17 protein-coding genes are annotated in these 19,274 nt (G+C 71.5%); 11 read left to right on the top strand and 6 right to left on the bottom strand.

What is annotated here, in order from left to right:
• Positions 1–96: 96 nt before the first annotated feature.
• Positions 97–552, bottom strand: a complete 456-nt coding sequence (locus OG788_RS08430) for a MarR family winged helix-turn-helix transcriptional regulator (RefSeq protein ID WP_406369865.1) — start codon at positions 550–552, stop codon at positions 97–99.
• A 114-nt stretch (positions 553–666) separates the two neighbouring features.
• Between OG788_RS08430 and OG788_RS08425 the strand changes: the two genes are divergently transcribed.
• Together OG788_RS08425 and mltG are read left to right on the top strand one after the other, a co-directional pair.
• Positions 667–2,466 carry an ABC transporter ATP-binding protein gene (locus tag OG788_RS08425; RefSeq protein ID WP_406369863.1) on the top strand — a complete coding sequence of 600 codons (1,800 nt, stop codon included), beginning with the start codon at positions 667–669 and terminating at the stop codon, positions 2,464–2,466.
• 44 nt (positions 2,467–2,510) lie between these two features.
• Positions 2,511–3,452: an endolytic transglycosylase MltG gene (gene mltG, locus OG788_RS08420; RefSeq protein WP_406369861.1), complete on the top strand. Its 942-nt coding sequence runs from the start codon at positions 2,511–2,513 to the stop codon at positions 3,450–3,452.
• Positions 3,453–3,506: 54 nt separating this feature from the next.
• On the opposite strand, the gene OG788_RS08415 is transcribed toward mltG, so the two are convergent.
• Positions 3,507–4,595, bottom strand: a complete 1,089-nt coding sequence (locus tag OG788_RS08415; protein ID WP_406369859.1) for an NAD(P)-binding domain-containing protein — start codon at positions 4,593–4,595, stop codon at positions 3,507–3,509.
• A gap of 238 nt (positions 4,596–4,833) precedes the next feature.
• On the opposite strand from OG788_RS08415, the gene OG788_RS08410 reads away from it, so the two are divergent.
• A complete protein-coding gene (locus OG788_RS08410) occupies positions 4,834–5,256 on the top strand; it encodes a secondary thiamine-phosphate synthase enzyme YjbQ (RefSeq protein WP_351535297.1) in 423 nt (140 codons plus the stop codon).
• Positions 5,257–5,332: 76 nt separating this feature from the next.
• Here OG788_RS08410 and OG788_RS08405 read toward each other — a convergent pair whose 3' ends face one another.
• Positions 5,333–6,073 carry a class I SAM-dependent methyltransferase gene (locus OG788_RS08405; protein ID WP_356748422.1) on the bottom strand — a complete coding sequence of 247 codons (741 nt, stop codon included), beginning with the start codon at positions 6,071–6,073 and terminating at the stop codon, positions 5,333–5,335.
• Positions 6,074–6,321: 248 nt separating this feature from the next.
• Here OG788_RS08405 and OG788_RS08400 point away from each other — a divergent pair, with 248 nt between their 5' ends.
• Both OG788_RS08400 and OG788_RS08395 read left to right on the top strand, forming a co-directional pair.
• Positions 6,322–7,068: an SDR family oxidoreductase gene (locus OG788_RS08400; RefSeq protein WP_406369857.1), complete on the top strand. Its 747-nt coding sequence runs from the start codon at positions 6,322–6,324 to the stop codon at positions 7,066–7,068.
• A gap of 167 nt (positions 7,069–7,235) precedes the next feature.
• Positions 7,236–8,303: a glycerophosphodiester phosphodiesterase family protein gene (locus OG788_RS08395; RefSeq protein WP_406369855.1), complete on the top strand. Its 1,068-nt coding sequence runs from the start codon at positions 7,236–7,238 to the stop codon at positions 8,301–8,303.
• 79 nt (positions 8,304–8,382) lie between these two features.
• Here OG788_RS08395 and OG788_RS08390 read toward each other — a convergent pair whose 3' ends face one another.
• Positions 8,383–10,005 carry a SpoIIE family protein phosphatase gene (locus OG788_RS08390; protein WP_406376706.1) on the bottom strand — a complete coding sequence of 541 codons (1,623 nt, stop codon included), beginning with the start codon at positions 10,003–10,005 and terminating at the stop codon, positions 8,383–8,385.
• A gap of 191 nt (positions 10,006–10,196) precedes the next feature.
• Complete coding sequence (locus tag OG788_RS08385; RefSeq protein WP_406369853.1) at positions 10,197–10,877, bottom strand: class I SAM-dependent DNA methyltransferase; 681 nt, start codon at positions 10,875–10,877, stop codon at positions 10,197–10,199.
• Positions 10,878–11,501: 624 nt separating this feature from the next.
• Between OG788_RS08385 and OG788_RS08380 the strand changes: the two genes are divergently transcribed.
• Both OG788_RS08380 and OG788_RS08375 read left to right on the top strand, forming a co-directional pair.
• Positions 11,502–12,566 carry an NAD(+)/NADH kinase gene (locus OG788_RS08380; protein WP_406369852.1) on the top strand — a complete coding sequence of 355 codons (1,065 nt, stop codon included), beginning with the start codon at positions 11,502–11,504 and terminating at the stop codon, positions 12,564–12,566.
• Between the two features lie 167 nt (positions 12,567–12,733).
• Positions 12,734–13,363 (top strand): dihydrofolate reductase family protein, encoded by a 630-nt coding sequence (locus OG788_RS08375; protein ID WP_406369850.1) that lies wholly within the window; start codon positions 12,734–12,736, stop codon positions 13,361–13,363.
• Between the two features lie 55 nt (positions 13,364–13,418).
• Here OG788_RS08375 and OG788_RS08370 read toward each other — a convergent pair whose 3' ends face one another.
• Positions 13,419–14,084, bottom strand: a complete 666-nt coding sequence (locus tag OG788_RS08370) for a TetR/AcrR family transcriptional regulator (protein WP_406369849.1) — start codon at positions 14,082–14,084, stop codon at positions 13,419–13,421.
• Between the two features lie 352 nt (positions 14,085–14,436).
• Between OG788_RS08370 and OG788_RS08365 the strand changes: the two genes are divergently transcribed.
• The 4 genes from OG788_RS08365 to OG788_RS08350 are packed head-to-tail and all read left to right on the top strand — an operon-like array spanning position 14,437 to position 19,262.
• A complete protein-coding gene (locus OG788_RS08365; RefSeq protein ID WP_406369847.1) occupies positions 14,437–15,030 on the top strand; it encodes a 2Fe-2S iron-sulfur cluster-binding protein in 594 nt (197 codons plus the stop codon).
• Complete coding sequence (locus OG788_RS08360; protein ID WP_406369846.1) at positions 15,027–16,019, top strand: FAD binding domain-containing protein; 993 nt, start codon at positions 15,027–15,029, stop codon at positions 16,017–16,019. The genes OG788_RS08365 and OG788_RS08360 overlap by 4 nt, the downstream gene beginning before the upstream one ends.
• Positions 16,016–18,136, top strand: coding sequence for a xanthine dehydrogenase family protein molybdopterin-binding subunit (locus OG788_RS08355; RefSeq protein WP_406369844.1), 2,121 nt, complete (start codon positions 16,016–16,018; stop codon positions 18,134–18,136). Before OG788_RS08360 ends, OG788_RS08355 begins: the two co-directional genes overlap by 4 nt.
• Complete coding sequence (locus OG788_RS08350; protein ID WP_406369842.1) at positions 18,129–19,262, top strand: XdhC family protein; 1,134 nt, start codon at positions 18,129–18,131, stop codon at positions 19,260–19,262. The genes OG788_RS08355 and OG788_RS08350 overlap by 8 nt, the downstream gene beginning before the upstream one ends.
• Positions 19,263–19,274: the final 12 nt, after the last annotated feature.

Genomic DNA, 19,274 nt, shown 5'->3' with positions numbered 1-19,274 from the left:
GGGCTCATCGAGCGGCGCGCTCCCGTGCTCGACCGGTCCGGAGGCGGTGTTCCGCCCCCGGGCGGTCTCAGCGGCGGAGTTCCGTCCTGAAGCGTCTCAGCAACGGTGTTCCACCCTCGGCATGCCGTCCACCAAGGTGTCCAGCAGCCCGCCGAGCACCTCGCGCTGCTCGTCCGTCAATGGAGCCAGGATCTCCTCCGCGGCGCCGCGGCGCGCGGCGCGCAGTTCGCGCAGAGCCTTGCGTCCCTCGTCCGTGACCTCGATACGGATCACCCGGCGGTTGGTGGGGTCGGGCGCCCGGCGCACCCTGCCGCTCGCCTCCAGGCCGTCGACCAGCGTCGTCACGGCGCGCGGTACCACTTCGAGGCGCTCCGCGAGATCGGCCATGCGAGGCGGTGAGCTGTAGTGCGCGAGCGTGCGCAACAGCCGTGACTGGGCGGGTGTGATGCCCAGCTCGCGCTGCTCCAGATGGCGCTTCTGGATGCGGTGCACGCGGCGCGTCAGGCGCAGCAGCTGCTCGGCGAGCAGACCGTCGGCATCGGGGGTGGTCATGCGGGAACAATATCAGGATGCCGTTCATTGTGAGTATAGGTAACAATGAGCTAGGCTCCGTCAGCCGTCGGAACCTCTCTGATGTCCCCGTGGTCCCATTTCCCTAGGAGTCCATTGCGTCCCGACCAGTCAAGCTGGAGCCCGCCACCTGTCGACAAGGAACAGCCACGACAGGTGCGCCGCATCCTGAGTCTCTTCCGGCCCTACCGCGGCCGCCTCGCGATCGTCGGCCTGCTGGTGGGCGCCGCGTCCCTCGTGTCCGTCGCCACGCCCTTCCTGCTGAAGGCGATCCTGGACACCGCGATCCCCCAAGGCCGTACGGGTCTGCTGACCCTGCTCGCCCTCGGCATGATCCTGAGCGCCGTCCTGAGCGGCGTCTTCGGCGTCCTGCAGACGCTGATCTCCACGACCGTCGGCCAGCGCGTGATGCACGATCTGCGCACAGCGGTCTACGGCCGCCTCCAGCGCATGTCGCTGGCCTTCTTCACCAGGACGCGCACGGGCGAGGTCCAGTCGCGCATCGCCAACGACATCGGCGGCATGCAGGCGACCGTCACCTCCACCGCCACCTCGCTGGTCTCCAACCTCACCAGCGTGGTCGCCACGATCGTCGCGATGGTCGCCCTGGACTGGCGCCTGACCGTCGTCTCCCTGCTCCTGCTGCCGGTGTTCGTGTGGATCAGCCGCCGGGTCGGCAACGAACGCAGGAAGATCACCACTCAGCGCCAGAAGCAGATGGCGGCGATGGCCGCCACCGTCACCGAATCGCTCTCCGTCAGCGGCATCCTGCTCGGGCGCACCATGGGGCGGGCCGACTCGCTCACGAAGTCGTTCGCGGAGGAGTCCGAGGGCCTCGTCGACCTCGAGGTGAGGTCGAACATGGCGGGACGCTGGCGCATGTCCGTCATCGGCATCGTCATGGCCGCCATGCCCGCCGTCATCTACTGGACCGCGGGAGTCGCCCTCCAGTTCGGCGGCCCCTCGATCTCGATCGGCACGCTCGTCGCCTTCGTCTCGCTCCAGCAGGGCCTGTTCCGGCCGACGGTCAGCCTGCTGTCCACCGGTGTGCAGATCCAGACCTCGCTCGCGCTGTTCCAGCGCATCTTCGAGTACCTCGACCTGCCCATCGACATCACCGAGCCCGAGAGCCCCGTCCACCTCGACCAGGTCAAGGGCGAGATCCGCTTCGAGGACGTCGAGTTCCGTTACGACGACAAGGGTGCCCCGATCCTCGACGGCATCGACATCACCGTCCCGGCCGGCGGCAGCCTCGCCGTCGTCGGACCGACCGGCTCCGGCAAGTCCACACTCAGCTATCTGGTGCCGCGGCTGTACGACGTCACGGGCGGGCGCGTGACCCTCGACGGGGTCGACGTCCGCGACCTCGACTTCGACACCCTCGCGCGCGCGGTCGGCGTCGTCTCCCAGGAGACGTACCTCTTCCACGCCTCGGTCGCCGAGAACCTGCGCTTCGCCAAGCCGGACGCCACCGACGAGGAGCTGCACGCGGCGGCGCGGGCGGCCCAGATCCACGACCACATCACCTCGCTGCCCGACGGGTACGACACGGTCGTCGGCGAGCGCGGCCACCGGTTCTCCGGCGGCGAGAAGCAGCGCCTCGCCATCGCCCGGACGATCCTGCGCGACCCGCCCGTGCTCATCCTCGACGAGGCGACCAGTGCCCTGGACACCCGCACGGAGCACGCGGTCCAGGAGGCCATCGACGCTCTGTCGGCCAACCGCACCACGCTCACCATCGCGCACCGGCTGTCCACGATCCGGGGCGCCGACCAGATCGTGGTCCTCGACTCGGGCCGCGCGGTCGAGCGCGGCACGCACGAGGAACTGCTGGCGCAGGAGGGGCGCTACGCCGCCCTGGTGCACCGGGACGCCCAACTGGAGCCGACAAGATGACGATATGCCGGGTTTGTGGGCTTTAGCGGGTTACCGTGCCCGTTATGCAGATGAACACTCCGCCACCGAGCACGATTCGACTGACGCGCCGGGGCCGGGTCGCCCTCATCGCGACCGGAGCCGTCGTGGCGGCCACCGCCGTGGCGGTGCCGCTGCTGAGCATGGGAAACGAGGACGCGCCCCCGACGTCGCTCGTCATTCCGGAGGGCTGGCGCTCCGGCCAGGTCTACGCGGCCGTCGACAAGGCCCTCCGGGTGCCCGCGGGCACCACCAAGAAGTCCCTCGTCAAGGCCGCCCTCAAGCTCCCGAACGACGCCCGGGGCAACCCCGAGGGCTATCTCTTCCCGGCGACGTATCCGCTCGGGGAGAAGACGACCCCGGAATCGCTCCTGACGTTCATGGTCACCACCGCGAACAAGAAGTTCAACGGAGCGCCGATCGCGGCGGGCGCGCAGCGCAACGCGATGAACGTCTATCAGGCGGTCACCATCGCGAGCATCGTGCAGGCGGAGGCGGCGACCAAGGCGGACATGGGCAAGGTGGCCCGGGTCGTGTTCAACCGCCTGGAGCGCGGTATGCCGTTGCAGATGGACTCCACCATCAACTACGCGCTGAACCGCTCCACCCTGAGCACCAGCCAGGCCGACACGAGGATCAACAGCCCCTACAACTCGTACCAGCGCATGGGCCTGCCGCCGACACCGATCGCCAACCCCGGCGAGGAGGCGATGCGTGTCGCGATCAACCCGCCCCCGGGCGACTGGCTGTACTTCGTCACGGTCAAGCCGGGCGACACGCGCTTCACGGCCAGCTACGAGGAGCACCAGCGCAACGTCGCCGAGTTCAACCGGAACCACCGTGGCGCGTCCCCCACGGCGGGCGATTCCGCCACAGCCGCTCCCACGTCGGCCGCGTCCACCGCGGCTGCTCCCACCGCGGTTCCTCCCACGGCAGCTGCTCCCACCGCGGTCTCTCCCACGCGTTGAGCACCGCGCGTCGAGCACTGTGCGGGGCGTCACCGGTGGGCACCGCGCGGGGCATCACGCGGCGACCGGCGCGCCCGCCAGCAGCCGCCTGATGTCCCGGACGGCGGCACGTCCGGCCCGGTTGGCGCCGATGGTGCTCGCCGACGGTCCGTAGCCCACCAGGTGGATCCGCGGATCGGCGACCACGCGTGTCCCCTCGACGCGGATGCCGCCACCCCGCTCGCGCAGCCGCAGCGGCGCCAGATGGTCGATGGCGGCCCGGAAACCGGTCGCCCACAGGATCACGTCGGCGTCCACCCGCTGCCCGTCCGCCCACACCACGCCGTCCGGGGTGATCCGGTCGAACATCGGCCGCCGCTCCAGTACTCCGTCGGCCAGCGCCTGCCGGATCGCGTCGTTCAGCGGCAGCCCGGTGACCGACACGACGCTCCGGGGCGGAAGTCCCTGGCGGACCCGCTCCTCGACGAGCGCGACCGCGGCGCGGCCGAACTCCTCGGTGAAGGGGCCCTCACGGAAGACCGGGGCGCTCCGCGTGACCCAGGTGGTCGTGGCGGCGTGGGAGGCGATCTCCATCAGATGCTGGGTGCCGGAAGCGCCGCCGCCCACGACGACCACGCGCTGCCCGGCGAACTCCTCGGGGCCCGGATACTGCGCCGTGTGCAACTGCCGCCCGCGGAAGGTCTCCTGGCCCGGATAGCGGGGCCAGAACGGGCGGTCCCAGGTGCCCGTCGCGTTGATCAGAGACCGGGTCGACCACGTGACGTCGCCGGTCTCCACCAGCAGGCGCCCGTCGGGTCCCTCCCGGACGGCCCTGACATCGACCGGCCTGCGTACGCGCAGGTCGAAGGCGCGCTCGTAGGCGTCGAAGTACTCCGAGACGACCTCGGACGACGGACGGGCCGGGTCGGCGTCCGTGAGTTCCATACCGGGCAGAGCGTGCATCCCGTGCACCTTGCCGTACGTCAGCGACGGCCAGCGGAACTGCCAGGCGCCGCCCGGGCGCGGCGCGTGGTCGAGGACGACGAAGTCCCGTCCGGGCTCGAAGCCGGTGCGCCGCAGGTGAAAGGCGGCGGCCAGCCCGGCCTGTCCGGCGCCGATGACGACCACATCGACCTCACGCGCGCGTACCCCTGTGTCGTTCACCCTTCTACCAACCGGACCGGTCTCCGGGATCTTCCCGCCGGGCGCCCGACTGTGAGCCACCCGACGGTCCCACGCCTGGTGGCCGCCCGCGGCCGGCCGACCCCGCCGTCACTGTCACCTCCGGTCAGGACCGGCCCTGCTTCGCGCGCGGGACCCGTGAGGTGCAGGGGGTCCCGCATCCCTCCGCGCAGCGCCCTGGATCACGTGCGGAATCCGTCGTATGGGAGAGGATTGAGGCATGTCCGATGCCTTCACCACGCACGTCCTGAACATCTCCTCCGGTTCGTCGGAGGCGGTCGTCGACCTCACCCGAGACTGCGAGGCCTTCCTCCGCGAGGTCGCGGCGGGCCGTGACGGTCTCCTGAACGTCTTCGTACCCCACGCCACCGCCGGAATCGCCATCATCGAAACGGGCGCGGGCAGCGACGACGACCTCCTCACCGCGCTGCACTCCCTGCTCCCCGCGGACGACCGCTGGCAGCACCGTCACGGCAGCCCCGGTCACGGCCGTGACCATGTCCTCCCCGCCATCGTCCCGCCGCACGCGACGCTGCCGGTGGTCGACGGGAGCCTGGAGCTGGGGACGTGGCAGTCGGTGTGCCTCGTGGACACGAACCGGGACAACCCCCACCGTGAGGTCCGCTTGTCGTTCCTCGGGTAGCCCGGGCATGGCCGGGACCGCGGGGCCCTTCCGGGCCGCGAGGCCCTTCCCGGCCTCGGGCGGACTTGGGCCACCCTCAGCCCGGCTTGCGCCACACGGAGATGTGCTTCGCGGAGTCCTGGGTGAACGGCGCCCCGTCCCAGTCCGCCACGCGCCGTTCCGGTTCGAGCCCCGCGATCCGTGCCATCAGGTCGAGTTCGGCCGGCCACGCGTACCGGTGCCGGGAGGCGTCGCGGCGATAGCGGCCGTCGTCGCCGTCGCGGGTCAGGTGGTGCGAGACGAGGATCTGCTCCACCAGGTCGAAGGTGTCGAAGCCGAGGTGCCCTTCCGAGACGTCGAAGGGCACCGCGACCTGACCGGGAGGCAGGAACCGCAGTGGCGGAACACCCAGTTCGATGACGAACCGGCCGCCAGGCGTCAGATGGCGCGCCGCGTTGCGGAAGCACTCGACCTGTTCGTCCTGCGTGAGCAGGTTCGTGATCGTGTTGTAGACGAGATAGACCAAGGTGAACTCGCCGGGGACGACGGTCGTGGCCATGTCCCCGATGACGACCGGGAGTGTGTCCTCGTCCAGCTTGCGCCGCAGGACCGCCGCCATGTGCTCGGACAGTTCGATGCCCGCCACCGGCACGCCGCGTTCCCGCAGCGGGACGCCGACGCGTCCGGTTCCGATCGCGAACTCGAGTGCCCTGCCGTCTCCGGCGAGTTCGGCGAGGAAGGCGAGAGCCGGTCCGAGAGCGGCGGGCGAGGAGTTCTCGCTCTCCTCGGCGTCGTAGCGGTCGGCGGTCGCACGGGTCCACAGCTCGCTGCTCGTCATGGGAGGCCACTTTGGCGGGCGGGACGGGTTCTGTCGACGCGTTTTCGCTCCGGCTCCGAGCACACCCGGGGGACGTGCGGGAGGGACCGACTCGGCGAGGGCGCCACTACGTGGGGAGCGACGACAGCGCCGCCGTTTGACTTCGAGTGTGCTTCACGCCCTAGCGTCACGGTGATCGGCGTGTCGACGCTGCTGAGGAGACCGGCTCGGTGTCGCGGGCCGGTCGTTCCCGAAGCGGGAGGAGCCCCATGAAAGTGCTGGTGACCGGCGGGACGAGCGGGCTGGGACTGGCCATGGCCTCCGCTCTGGCCGAGGCCGGGGCGGCGGTGGCGCTGACCGGGCGATCCGGCCGGCGGGCGGAGTCGGTCGCCGGCGGACTGCCGGGAGCGATCGGCATCGAGTTGGACGTGCGGGACGAGACCTCGGTGGCCAGGGCGATCGACCGGGCGGAGGCACGGCTCGGCGGCATCGACATGCTGGTGAACAACGCCGGGATCGGCATGCGCACGGTCGACCCGCACTTCATGACACGCCCGCAGGGCTTCTGGGAGGTACCGGTCGACGGCTTCCGTGCCGTGGTCGAGACCAACCTGACCGGCTACTTCCTGGTCGCCCGCGAGGTCGTGCCGCGGATGCTGGCAGCCCCCGGGGGCGGGCGCGTCGTGAATGTCGCGGTGAGCGAATCGACGATGTGCCGGGCCGGGTTCGTCCCCTACGGGCCATCGCGGGCCGGCAGCGAGTCCCTGTCCCGGATCATGGCCGCCGACCTGCGGGACACCGGCGTCACGGTCAACCTGCTGCTCCCCGGAGGCGCGACCGTCACAGGGATGCTGCCGCCGGAGGCGGTGCCCGGGGACCGGGCGTTCCTGGAGCCCGCGGTGATGGGCCCTCCGATCGTCTGGCTGGCGTCCGACGACGCGGCCGGGGTGCACGACGAGCGGATCGTCGCCGTCGAGTTCGAGAGCTGGCTGCGCGAGAGGAACGGCGGACGGTAGCGGGCGGTCGAACGGCCGGATCCCGCCGGTTCTCCCAGGGCCGGCAGACGCATCACGTCCCATCCCTCGGCTGTCACGGGACAGCGCATTAGCATCCGCCGGGCACCCGAACCGACACGAGTACCAACGCGGGTACCGACACGCGTACCGACACGAGTGAGGTTTTGATGTCCCCTCGGCGTTTCCTCGTCTCCCTGGCCCTGGTTCCGATGCTCGCCTCGCCGGCGATCGCTCGGGCGACACCGGCCGACCGCTCCGGAGTGCCGCCCCACAGAACCTCCTTCGATCTGCAGGCGCACCGTGGTGGCATCGGTCTGACGACCGAGGAGTCCCTGGCCGGGTTCGGCAAGGCGATGCGCCTCGGGGTCTCCACCCTGGAGCTGGACACCCAGATCACCAAGGACCACAAGGTCGTCGTCAACCACGACCGGCAGGTCAGTGCCCAGAAGTGCCAGGACACCGCTCCCGTCACGCCGGGGGACCCGATGTACCCGTACGTCGGGAAGTACATCAAGGATCTGACCCTGGCTCAGATCAGGACGATGGACTGCGGCTACCGGCAATTGCCCGGCTTCCCCGAGCAGGAGGTCGTCAAGGGCTTCAGGATGGTCGAGCTCAAGGACGTCCTGAACCTGGTCAAGAGCTACCGGGCCAGGAAGATCACCCTCAACATCGAGACGAAGGTCGAGGCCGGCGCACCCCAACAGACGGCGCCGCGCGCGCTGTTCGTGCGCCGGGTGTACGAGGAGATCCACGCCTCGGGCATCGAGCGTCAGGTCACGATCCAGTCCTTCGACTGGGGTGCGCTCAAGGAGATGCACCGGCTCGCTCCCAAGTGGCCGCTCGTGGCCCTGACCAACTACGACTTCCTCCAGGTCGGTCAGCCGGGTGCCTCGCCGTGGCTGGGCGGGATCGACGCGGACGACTACGACGGCGACTTCGTGAAAGCCGCCGCCACCGTTCCCGGCGTCAGGGCCCTCTCGCCCAACTACGGTTTCCCGCAGAGCGGGAAGGTCGGCGACCCGGGCTTCCGTTTCTATCCGGACGCGTCGATGATCTCCGAGGCTCATGCCCGAGGTCTGAAGGTCGTCCCCTGGACGTGTGACGACCCGGCCACCGTCGAGGCGCTCATGGACATGGGCGTCGACGGCATCATCACCGACTACCCCGACCGGGTACGGCAGATCATGGCCGACCGCGGCATGCGCCTCCCCAGGGCCTACCGGCCGCACTGACACCGGCTGTCGTACGGGCCACCGGGCACGCCGAGCGGGGGAGAGGCGGCCCCCACCGGCCGCCGGTGGCTCAGTGCGGCTACTTCGCCGGGATCTTCTGCTCGAACCAGACGACCTTGCCGCTGCTGAGCCTCGTCGCTCCCCAGCGCAGGGCGAGTTGATTGACCAGGAACAGGCCACGGCCGCCCTCGTCCCCGAGGTCGGCGTGGCGCATCCGGGGGACCTGGGGCGAGTCGTCGGTCACCTCGCAGCGCAGCACATCGGTGCGCAGCAGCCGCAGCGAGAGGGGCCGCGAGGCGAAGCGCACGGCGTTCGTCACGACCTCGCTGACCATGAGTTCCGTCGGGTCGATCAGCGACTCGAGGCCCCAGCGGCGCAGGGCCCTGCGGGTCAGCCGGCGCGCCTGTCCCGCGGTCATCGGGTGCGGGGCGAGGTACCAGTACCCGACGCTGTCGGGCGGGAAGCCCTCGAACCGGGCGGTGAGCAGGGCGATGTCGTCGTCCCGGGCGCCCGGGGTCAGGGTGCCCAGTACGTGATCGCACAGCATTTCCAGGGAGGTGAGCCCCCGGGCGGTGCCCTGCAGCCGGACCCGCAGCGCCTCGACACCGCTTCCGATGTCCGTGTCACGGGACTCGACGAGTCCGTCGGTGTAGAGCACCAGGGTCGCCCCGGTGGGAGCGGCCATCTCCACCGATTCGAAGACGACGCCGCCGACGCCGATCGGAGCACCGGGCGGGACGGCCAGGACCTCGGCGCGGCCGTCCTCGTACAGCAGCACCGCGGGCGGGTGACCCGCGTTCGCCATCAGCAGGCGGTGCGATATCGGGTCGTAGATCGCGTAGAGGCAGGTCGCGATGTGGTCGCTGCCCAGCCGCTGGGCCTGCTCGTCGAGGTGGTGCAGGACCTCGTCGGGCGGCAGATCGAGTCCGGCGAGGGTCTGCACGATGGTGCGCAGCTGGCCCATGATCGCGGCGGAGGTCATCGAGTGGCCCATGACGTCGCCGACGATCAGGGCGACGCGGTTGCCGGGGAGCGGGATCGCGTCGTACCAGTCGCCGCCGACCTGGGCGGTCTTCGAGGCGGGCAGGTAGCGGCTGGCCAGCCGGATGCCGGTGGGCTCGGGCAGCGACGACGGGAGCATGGTGTGCTGGAGGGTGTCCGCCACGGCTGCCTCGTGGCCGTACATCACGGCCTTCTGGACCCCGAGCGCGGTGTGCGTCGCGAGCTGCGAGGCGACGAGCAGGTCGTCGCGGGTGAAGACGGGGCGGTTCGTCCTGCGGAGCAGGACGACCGTGCCCATGACGTGATGGCGGCCCTGCAACGGAGCGATGATCATGCGGTGGCCCGGTGGCGGCTTCACCGGTGGGTCCGTCCCCGCTCCGAGCAGCTCGGCGACGGCGGGCGCGTTGCCCGGCGCGTCACCGAACGCGGGCCGCCCGTCCCGCAGCAGGTGCGCGAGCCGGCCGCTGCCGGCCGGTTCGACCCGCTCGGCGACCTCGGGGAGCGGTGGCACGGGCGGAGCCCCGGCGGGGTGCGGCGCCGGCGGGGACGCGCGGTCCGCGCTGTGCAGCTGGAGGACGATGGGTGCCGCCGACTGCTCCGTGCCCAACGGCAGCGGATCGTCGAGGTGGATGAATATCGCGTCCGCGAACGCGGGCACGGCCGCCTGCCGCAGTTCCCGGAGCGTCTCGTCCAGGTCCATCCCGCGGGCGATCCGGCGCGTCGCGACATCGAGGTACCGAAGACGGTCCGTCTGCGGCAGGGCGCCGTCGGTCACCGCGGCAGGTGCGGCGAGGCCCTGCGGCGGGTTGTCCTCGTGGGGGGTGTGGTGCTCGGTCACACGTTCTGTCCCGTCCAGTGGGTGGCGCGGTCCGCGGCTCGGACCGGGCCTCCTCAGTCACACCTTCTGCAGCAGAGGAAGACCTGTTCCTCGGGCGGGACGTCGGCCACCGCGGGGGCGTACGTGTACGAGGTCTCCTTGACGATCTCGAAGCCCGCCGCCTCGATGACCTTGTGCAGGTCCTCCCGCAGGTAGCCGGAGACCCTGATCGTGTTCCCGAGGAACGGGATCGAGAAGTCGTCCACATCGGCCTCGACCATCGAGAGGACGAACAGGCCTTCGGGAGCGAGCAGATGACGGACGGTCCGCAGGGCGAGAGGAATCTCCGCGCGCGGCAGCATCAGCAGCGAGAAGAAGGCGGCGACGGCATCGAAGCGGCCGAGGTCGCGCGGGCCTCCCGGCCGCAGGTCGGCGAGGTCCAGCTGGTGGAACGTCGCGTCCGGGACGTATTGGCTCGCGAGTGTCACCATGCCGCCGGAGAGGTCGACGCCCACGACCTCGAACCCGGCGTCCGTCATCTGGCGCGCGGTCGGCACGCCCGTGCCGCAGCCGAGATCCAGGACCCGCGATCCTTCGGACAGCGATCCGATCAGCCACTCACCCGCGGCGACCTGGCCCTCCTTGTGGGGAAAGGCCTCGTCGTAGCGGTCACCGATGGCGTCGAAGGCTTCGGCCTGGCCGCTGCGATCGAGCCGGATGCTCTCGTAATCAGTCCCGTGATTGCTGTTGATCACGAAAGGAACCTTTCATGGGGCCTGTCGGATTATTTCACAAAGTGGATGAAAGCGGCCATGACGGGATCTCCGAGCCTTATCGGTCGCTCAGGAGACGTCAATTCGAGACGATAGTCGTTCAGCGTTCGGCGAGATGCCCAAGTGTCCGAAATTGCTCGGTCCGCGGGAGAGCTCCGGCCCGGGCGCGCGCCCATGACCGGTGTCTGAACTCGCCCTGGCCGTAAGGATGTTGGCGCATCCGGTCGATGATGACACGGCCGGAATCCGTCCGGGCGGCACGGGTGGCCGGAGCGAGTCTCCGGGCAACTCGTCGCCATGATCGGGGAAACGGCGAAGTCGCCGCCCCTTGGGCGGAGTTGGAGCCCAACGGTGGCACGCCCCGCCGGCCCGCTCCGGGGCCGGACGCGACGTACGCGCCAGAGGTACGCCGGCCACCGCCTCGCCCGGCGGGGCTCCCCATCCGATCCCGGCAGGGCGGGCCGGCCCGCCTCGCCGTACCGGAACGCCGCATTCGTGGAAGGATCGTGTTCAGTCCCGGGTCCGAGTTCCGGCAGGGGCCGCCACGGTCCGCCCGTCGAAGGCCCCGGGCCTGCGGTACGTGCTCGCGTGGACCCGGAGGTTGCTGTGCCCGTACACCGCGTCGGACTGGTCGTCCACCAGGGGCGGAGCGCGGCCCGCGACGTCGCTCGCGCCGTACACGCCTGGTGCGACGCGCGCGACATCCGGTGCACCGAGATCGACGTCTGGGCCAAGGACCAGCGGCGTCGTGGTGGGCGTGAGGAAGCGGAGGCGGCCGGCAACCCGGACCTCGTCGTCACGCTCGGCGGCGACGGCACCTTCCTGCGCGGTGCCCGGATCGCCGTCAAGAGCGGCGCGAACGTGCTGGGCGTCGACCTCGGCAAGGTCGGGTTCCTCACCGAGGTACCGGCGGCCGACGTCACGCGGGCGCTGCAGGCGGTCCACGACGGACAGGCCACCGTCGAGGAGCGCATGACGCTGACCATGCGCGCCTCCCGGGCCCTGGAGATCCCCGGGGGCATGGAGGCCCTGCTCCAGTACGGACGGGGTGCCGGGCTGCCGCCGCCGCAGGTCAGAGCCGAGACGACGGAGGGGGACGGCTGGGGGGTGGCCCTGGACGTGACGGCTCTGAACGACATCGTCCTGGAGAAGCTGGCCCGGGACCGCCAGGTCGGCGTCGGCGTCTATCTCGCCGGACGGCGGCTCGCCTCGTACTCGGCCGACGCCTTCGCCGTCGCGACCCCCACCGGATCGACCGCCTACAGCTTCGCCGCCGGCGGTCCCGTGCTGTCCCCGCACATGGACGCCGTCGTCTTCACGCCGATCGCGCCGCACATGACCTTCAACCGCAGCGTGGTCGCCGCACCGGACGAGCCCGTCGCCCTGCGGGTGCTGCCCCACTCCGGTCAGGCCGCCGTCAGCATCGACGGCCAGCTGCGTGGAGTGCTCGACCCCGGCGACTGGATCGGTGTCTTCCGGGCTCCGCAGCGGGTGTGCCTCATCCGGCTGGGGCCCACCGACTTCTACGGCCGGCTCCGCGACCGCTTCCGCCTCACCGACGCTCCCGCGGCGGCCGTCGACGGCGAGCCCGCGCCCTTCTTCCGCCCCGACACCCCGATCCCCCCGGACCTCGCCGAACTGCGCCTGCCGCCTCCTTCGGCGGCTCGCTGACGGTGCCGGGCCGCACCCGTGCGAACCCGCGCCGCTCGGGCCCGGCTGCCGACGTCGGATGCGGTCACGCCCGGGATTCCGGGGATCCCGGGAGAAGCTGTCGATCCAGGAGTGTCCCGTTCGACGCATGGGTGAGAACGCAAACCACGGACCCGAGGAGCACGGTCATGCCCGAGCTGCGCGCACACAACATCACGGTCTCGGTGGACGGCTACGCGGCCGGTCCCCGTCAGTGTCTGGAACACCCGCTCGGTGAGGGCTTCGGGGACATGCACGATTGGATGTTCGCGGCCCTGCGCGACCGGGCCGACGGGAAGGGGGGAATCGATGTCGAGTACGTGGAGCGCAGCGAGGAGAACATCGGCTCCACGATCATGGGCCGCAACATGTTCGGACCCCAGCGCGGACCGTGGGAGGACGAGTCGTGGACGGGCTGGTGGGGCCCCAATCCCCCCTTCCACCATGACGTGTTCGTGCGGACGCACCACCTGCGGCCCTCGGTCGTCATGGAGGGCGGAACGGCCTTCCACTTCACCGACGAGTCCCCCGAGCGGGTCCTCGCCCGTGCTTTCGAGGCGGCGGCGGGCCAGGACGTCCGGGTCGGCGGCGGAGCGGCCACCGTGCAGCAGTATCTGCGGGCCGGCCTGATCGACGAACTGCACCTGGCCATCGTCCCGACCCTCCTGGGCCGGGGTGAGCGCCTGTTCGACAACCTCGGTGACGGCATCGACGGCTACCGGGTCGCCGAGCTGGTCGGATCGCCGAGCGCCACGCACGCCCGGCTGGTCCGTCGCTGACCGTCACGGGGGCGGCCCGCGTCCGGCCCGTGAACCCGCCCCCGCGTGAGCAGGCTCAGTTCTCCTCTGCGGGGGTGCCCGGTCCGGTCTCCTGCGCGGGGGTGCCCGGTCCGGGGGCGCCCACGCGCAGGCCGTCCATCACCAGGTCCAGCAGGCGCCGGGCACGCCCCTGCCAGTCGCCGTGCGGGTCGAGCTGCCAGAGCCCGGCGATGGCCAGCAAGAAGTCGTCGGGGGTCACCCCGGGCCGGATGGTGCCCGCCTCCTCGTTGGCCCTGAGCAGGAGCGCGACGGCCGAACTCATCGGCCCGTGTCCCAGCTTCGTGAGCGTGCCCCGCGGCGTGCTGGTGGCCGTCCGCAGCGCCTCGGCCAGGCCCGCCTTGGCCATGGCGTACTGCGCGAGCCGGTCCATCCACTCCCGCAGCGCCTGATCCGGTGCGCGGGTGGCGAGCAGGTGCGGCGCCGTGTCGGCGACCTGCTGCACCTCGTAGCGGTAGACCTCCAGGACGAGGGCCTCGCGATGGGGGAAGTTGCGGTAGAAGGTCCCCTGTCCGACCCCCGCCTTCTTCGCGATCGCGCTCAGCGGTGTGTCCGCCGAACGGGTCAGCTCCGCCAGGGCCACGGCCAGGATGCGCTCGCGGTTGCGCTGCGCGTCCGAGCGCAGGGGGCCGTCCGGACGTGCGGGCGTGCCCGAGCCCGCCGGTGCGTCCTTGCTGGGGTGCACGCGTACTCCTTCCGGAACGACGGCCGGAATCCTCCCGGGGCCACGGCCGGACCGCCCTTGCTAACCGGACAGCTGTCCGCTAGGTTCGTCGATAGTGGACAGCTGTCCGCTTGGAGCCCACTTTAGTGGCTGGCCCGCCCCGCGCGGATGGCCGGAACCTGTCGCCGACCGGCATTCTCGCGCACCCGGTGGATTTCCGGCCGAGACCTCTCGATTTCCCTCACGCCCTCGACGCTCCCGTACGAGTCCGGATCTCTCCTCGACGACTTCGACGCGCACCGCACAAGCGGCTCGACGCGCGCACCGCACAGGCGACTTCGATGTGCGCCCACCACGCGAAAGAAGGCTGACCATGGCCCTATCGACGGCCCCACCGACGTCCAGCGCCATCACCTTGCAGATCAACGGCGAGAAGTACACGCTGCGGGTCGACCACCGCACCACCCTGCTCGACGCCCTGCGCGAGCGCCTCGATCTCACCGGCACCAAGAAGGGCTGCGACCAGGGGCAATGCGGTGCCTGTACGGTGCTGATCGACGGGCGCCGGGCGGTGTCCTGCCTGCAGCTCGCCGTGGCCGCCGAAGGGCGGGCGATCACCACCATCGAAGGCGTGGCGGACGGGGAGCGCCTGCATCCGGTGCAGCAGGCTTTCCTCGAACTCGACGGCTATCAGTGCGGCTACTGCACTCCGGGGCAGATCTGTTCGGCCCTCGGGGTGATCGCGGAGCACGCGGCCGGCTGGCCGAGCGCCGTGACCCCCGACGTCCGGCCGGAAGCGGGGCCACCGTCGCTCGACGCCGAGGAGATCCGGGAGCGCATGAGCGGCAACCTCTGCCGCTGCGGTGCCTACGTGTCGATCGTCGAGGCCGTCGCGCGGGCCGCCGAGGCGCAGGCGGAGAGCGCCGTCGAGCCGCAGGCCGAGGTCATCGAGGAGCGCGTCGCATGAGGGAGTTCGGCTATGAGCGCGCCGTCGACGTCTCCGGCGCGGTCGCCCTGCTCGCCGACGACCCCGACGCGTGCTTCCTCGGTGGCGGCACCAACCTCGTCGACCTGATGAAGGCCGGGGTGGAGCGACCGGCCAGGCTGGTCGACGTCCGTGAACTGCCCCTGGACCGGATCGACTTCACTCCGGCGACCGGGCTGCGGATCGGAGCGACCGTCACCAACGGCGACCTCGCCGCCCATCCCGAAGTGCGCCGTCATTACCCGGCGTTGGCGCAGGCCGTGCTGGCGGGCGCCTCGGGGCAGCTGCGCAACATGGCGACGGTCGGCGGGAATCTGCTCCAGCGCACCCGGTGCGGCTACTTCACCGACCTGTCGAAGCCGTGCAACAAGAGGGAGCCCGGGAGCGGTTGCCCGGCCGTCGCCGGTGAGCACCACAACCACGCGATCCTCGGCGCCTCCGCACACTGCGTGGCGACCCACCCCTCCGACATGGCGGTCGCGCTCATCGCGTTCGACGCGGTCGTCTCGTACGAAACGGCCTCCGGTACAGGTGAGTTGCCGCTGGCCGACCTCTATCGGCCCGTCGGTGACACCCCGGACCGGGAGACCGCGCTGCCGCCCGGGGCCCTGATCACCGCCGTCACCCTTCCGGCCGCCCCCCTCGCCGCCCGGTCCCGCTACCGGAAGGTGCGCGAGCGCGCCTCGTACGCCTTCGCCATCGGCTCGATCGCCGCCGCTCTCGAAGTCCGGCACGGTGTCGTCCACGACGTGCGGCTGGCCTTCGGGGCCGTGGCGTCCCGGCCGTGGCGGGCCCGGGAGGCGGAGCGGGCCCTGCTCGGCGGCCCGGTGAGTGCCGAGGCCTTCGCCGCCGCCGCGGACGCCGAACTGGCGGCCGCGGAACCGCTGCCGCACAACGGCTACAAGGTCCAGCTGATGCGGAACCTCGTCGTCGCCGTGCTGTCCGAACTCGCAGAGGAGGCCTCGCGATGAGCACCACCACCGACAGCGTGACGGTGACGAAGGCGGTCGGCACGGCGCGCACACGGGTGGAGGGCGTCGCCAAGGTCACCGGAGCGGCACGCTACGCCGGAGAGGTTCCCCACCCCGAACTCGCGCACGGATGGATCGTGTTGTCCACGATCGCGCGCGGCCGTATCCGGTCCGTGGAGGACACGCCCGTGCTCGCCATGCCCGGTGTGCTCGCCGTTCTGCACCACGGGAACGCGCCCCGGCTCGAGAGCAACTACATGACCCTGTTCGGTCCGCCCGACCCGGGGCTTCAGCTCCTTCAGCACGACCGGGTGCCCTTCGTCGGCAGGCCGGTGGCGCTCGTCGTCGCCGAGACGCCCGAGCAGGCCAGGGAAGCGGCCGAGGCGCTGGTCGTCCGGTACGACGAGGAGCCGCACGACGTCGCGTTCTTCGCCGGGCGTCCCGGGTTGTACACACCGGACAGCGCCGAGGAGGGCAAGGGCGACGCCGCGGCCGAACTCGCCGCGTCCGCGGTCGTGGTGGACGCCCGGTACAGCACCCCCGAAGAGCACCACAACCCGATGGAACCGCACGCCGCGACCGCTCGCTGGGACGGCGGTCGGGTCGACGTGATCGACTCCAACCAGGGCAGCAGGTGGGTGGCGGACGAACTGGCCAAGCTGTTCTCGCTCGACCCGGAGTCGGTGCGCGTGCGCTCCGAGCACATCGGTGGCGGCTTCGGGTCCAAGGGGACCCGCCCGCACGCGGTGCTCGCGGTCATGGCTGCGTCGGTCCTGCGCCGCCCGGTCCGCGTCGTACTGACCCGCCGGCAGATGTTCTCGCTCGTCGGCTACCGCAGCCCCACGGCGCAGCGCGTCAGGCTGGGTGCCGACCCCGACGGGCGGCTGCGCGTGCTCGATCACGAGGCGGAGTGCCTCACCTCGACCGTGCACGAATTCGTCGAGCGCGCCGCCGACTTCGGACGTCCGCTGTACGACGCGAACGCCCACCGCACCGTGACCCGGGTGGTCGCGCTCGACGTTCCGACTCCGACGTGGATGCGTGCGCCGGGCGAGGCGCCGGGGTCGTTCGCCCTGGAGTCGGCGCTCGACGAACTCGCCGAGAAGTGCGGCATCGACCCGATCGCCCTGCGCCTGCGCAACGAACCGGCCGTGGGTCCCCTGTCCGGACTGCCGTTCAGCAGCCGCAATCTCCGTGGCTGCTTCGAGGAGGGCGCCCGCCGGTTCGGCTGGGCGGACCGCGATCCGCGGCCCGGTGTTCGCCGCGAGGGCCGCTGGCTGCTCGGCACCGGCACGGCCGCGGCGGCGTTCCCGACCCTGTCGGCCCCCTCGACGGCGGCCGTGACGGCGGAGGCGGACGGCACCTTCACCGTACGGGTCACCGCGATGGACATCGGGACGGGTGCGCGGACCGCGCTGACCCTGGTCGCCGCCGACGCGTTGGACGTGCCACCGGACCGCGTCCGGATGCGCATCGGGGACAGCGAGTTCGGGTCCGCCATCATCGCCGGTGGCTCGATGGGCACCCGCTCCTGGTCCTGGGCGATCATCGCCGCGGCGCGCGAACTGCGGGACCGGCTGGTTCCGGGCGTGGCCGTCCCGCCCGAGGGCATCACCGTGCGGTCGGACACCTCGGCCGCCGTGGGCGCGCTTGCGAACATGGAACGGCACACCTTCGGGGCCCAGTTCGCCGAGGCGGCGGTCGACGTCACCAGCGGGGAGGTGCGCGTGCGGCGGATGCTCGGCATCTTCTCGGCGGGCCGGATCGTCAACCCGCTGACCGCGCGCGGGCAGTTCATCGGCGGCATGACCTGGGGGCTGTCCATGGCCCTGCACGAGGAGGCGATCCGTGACCAGGCCTCCGGCGGGCATGTCGGCGCCGATCTGGCCGGCTACCACTTCTCCGCGCACGCCGACGTACCCGCGATCGAGGTGGACTGGCTGGACGACCCCGACCCGCACGACCCGATCGGCATCAAGGGCATCGGCGAGATCGGGGTCGTGGGAGCGGCCGCCGCGATCGCCAACGCGGTCTGGCACGCGACCGGCGTACGCCACCGGACCCTGCCGATCCGGCCCGACCGGGTGCTGACGGCGGGTGCGGGCGGACATGCTTGACATCGCCCGCGAGCTGAACCGGTGGATCGAGGAGGGCCGGGACTTCGCGGTGGCCACGGTGGTGGCCGTCGGGGGCAGCGCGCCGCGCCGGCCCGGAGCCGCGCTCGCGGTGGACGCCGGGGGCACGGCCGTCGGCTCGGTCTCCGGCGGTTGCGTGGAGGGCGCGGTGTACGACCTGTGCGTGCGGGCGCTCCAGGACGGCAGGACGGTGCTGGAGCGGTTCGGGTACAGCGACGACGACGCCTTCGCGGTCGGCCTCACCTGCGGCGGGGTCATCGACGTGCTGGTCACGCCGGTGAGCGCCGCCGTGCCGGTGCTCGCGAAGTGGCCCGCGGCGGTGGCCCGGGGAGACGCGGTCGCACTCGCCCGGGTGACCCGGGGTCCGGCCGAACTCCTGGGCGGGGCCATGCTGTTGCGGCTCGACGGGTCGTACGACGGTGGTCTGGGCGGTGGTGCGGAACTGGACCGGAGCGCGGCCGGGGAGGCGCGGGCGATGCTCGACGCGGGGCGCACCGGCACGGTCGAGATCGCGGAGGACGGTTCCCGCTGCCCGGGCGGGGTGACGCTGTTCGTCGAGTCGAGCGTGCCGCCGCCCCGGATGATCGTGTTCGGGGCGGTGGACTTCGCGGCGGCGCTGGTGCGGACGGGGACGTTCCTCGGCTACCACGTGACGGTCTGTGACGCCCGTCCCGTCTTCGCCACGCGCGACCGCTTCCCGGAGGCGGACGAGGTCGTGGTCGACTGGCCGCACCGCTACCTCCGGCGCACCGGGACCGACCACCGCACCGTGGTGTGCGTGCTCACGCACGACGCGAAGTTCGATGTCCCCCTGCTGGAGGTGGCGTTGCGGCTTCCGGTCGCGTTCGTCGGCGCCATGGGCTCGCGCCGCACCCACCGGGACCGCGACCGACGCCTGCGCGAAGTAGGCCTCACCGGGGCCGAGTTGGCCCGGCTGCATTCCCCGATCGGCCTCGACCTCGGTGCCCGTACCCCCGAGGAGACGGCCCTGTCCATCGCGGCCGAGATCGTCGCTGCCGCGCGCGGCGGAACGGGGACACCGCTGACCGGGTCAGCGACGCCGATCCACCACGACCGGACGGGAACGCCGACGGCGGCGGCCGGTTGAGTCGGTCGTGGC

Source organism: Streptomyces sp. NBC_00647 (assembly GCF_045207245.1).
Lineage (GTDB): Bacteria > Actinomycetota > Actinomycetes > Streptomycetales > Streptomycetaceae > Streptomyces.
The sequence above is the reverse complement of the archived record's forward strand: the minus strand, read 5'-3'. Positions and strand labels throughout refer to the sequence as shown.

What these genes read in the sequence shown, in the direction of transcription:
- OG788_RS08430 (WP_406369865.1), bottom strand. Translation starts at nt 552, where the DNA reads ATGACCACCCCCGATGCCGACGGTCTGCTCGCCGAGCAGCTGCTGCGC.
- OG788_RS08375 (WP_406369850.1), top strand. Translation starts at nt 12,734, where the DNA reads ATGCCCGAGCTGCGCGCACACAACATCACGGTCTCGGTGGACGGCTAC.
- OG788_RS08365 (WP_406369847.1), top strand. Translation starts at nt 14,437, where the DNA reads ATGGCCCTATCGACGGCCCCACCGACGTCCAGCGCCATCACCTTGCAG.
- OG788_RS08350 (WP_406369842.1), top strand. Translation starts at nt 18,129, where the DNA reads ATGCTTGACATCGCCCGCGAGCTGAACCGGTGGATCGAGGAGGGCCGG.
- OG788_RS08395 (WP_406369855.1), top strand. Translation starts at nt 7,236, where the DNA reads ATGTCCCCTCGGCGTTTCCTCGTCTCCCTGGCCCTGGTTCCGATGCTC.
- OG788_RS08405 (WP_356748422.1), bottom strand. Translation starts at nt 6,073, where the DNA reads ATGACGAGCAGCGAGCTGTGGACCCGTGCGACCGCCGACCGCTACGAC.
- OG788_RS08410 (WP_351535297.1), top strand. Translation starts at nt 4,834, where the DNA reads ATGTCCGATGCCTTCACCACGCACGTCCTGAACATCTCCTCCGGTTCG.
- OG788_RS08355 (WP_406369844.1), top strand. Translation starts at nt 16,016, where the DNA reads ATGAGCACCACCACCGACAGCGTGACGGTGACGAAGGCGGTCGGCACG.
- mltG (WP_406369861.1), top strand. Translation starts at nt 2,511, where the DNA reads ATGCAGATGAACACTCCGCCACCGAGCACGATTCGACTGACGCGCCGG.
- OG788_RS08400 (WP_406369857.1), top strand. Translation starts at nt 6,322, where the DNA reads ATGAAAGTGCTGGTGACCGGCGGGACGAGCGGGCTGGGACTGGCCATG.
- OG788_RS08360 (WP_406369846.1), top strand. Translation starts at nt 15,027, where the DNA reads ATGAGGGAGTTCGGCTATGAGCGCGCCGTCGACGTCTCCGGCGCGGTC.
- OG788_RS08390 (WP_406376706.1), bottom strand. Translation starts at nt 10,005, where the DNA reads ATGGACCTGGACGAGACGCTCCGGGAACTGCGGCAGGCGGCCGTGCCC.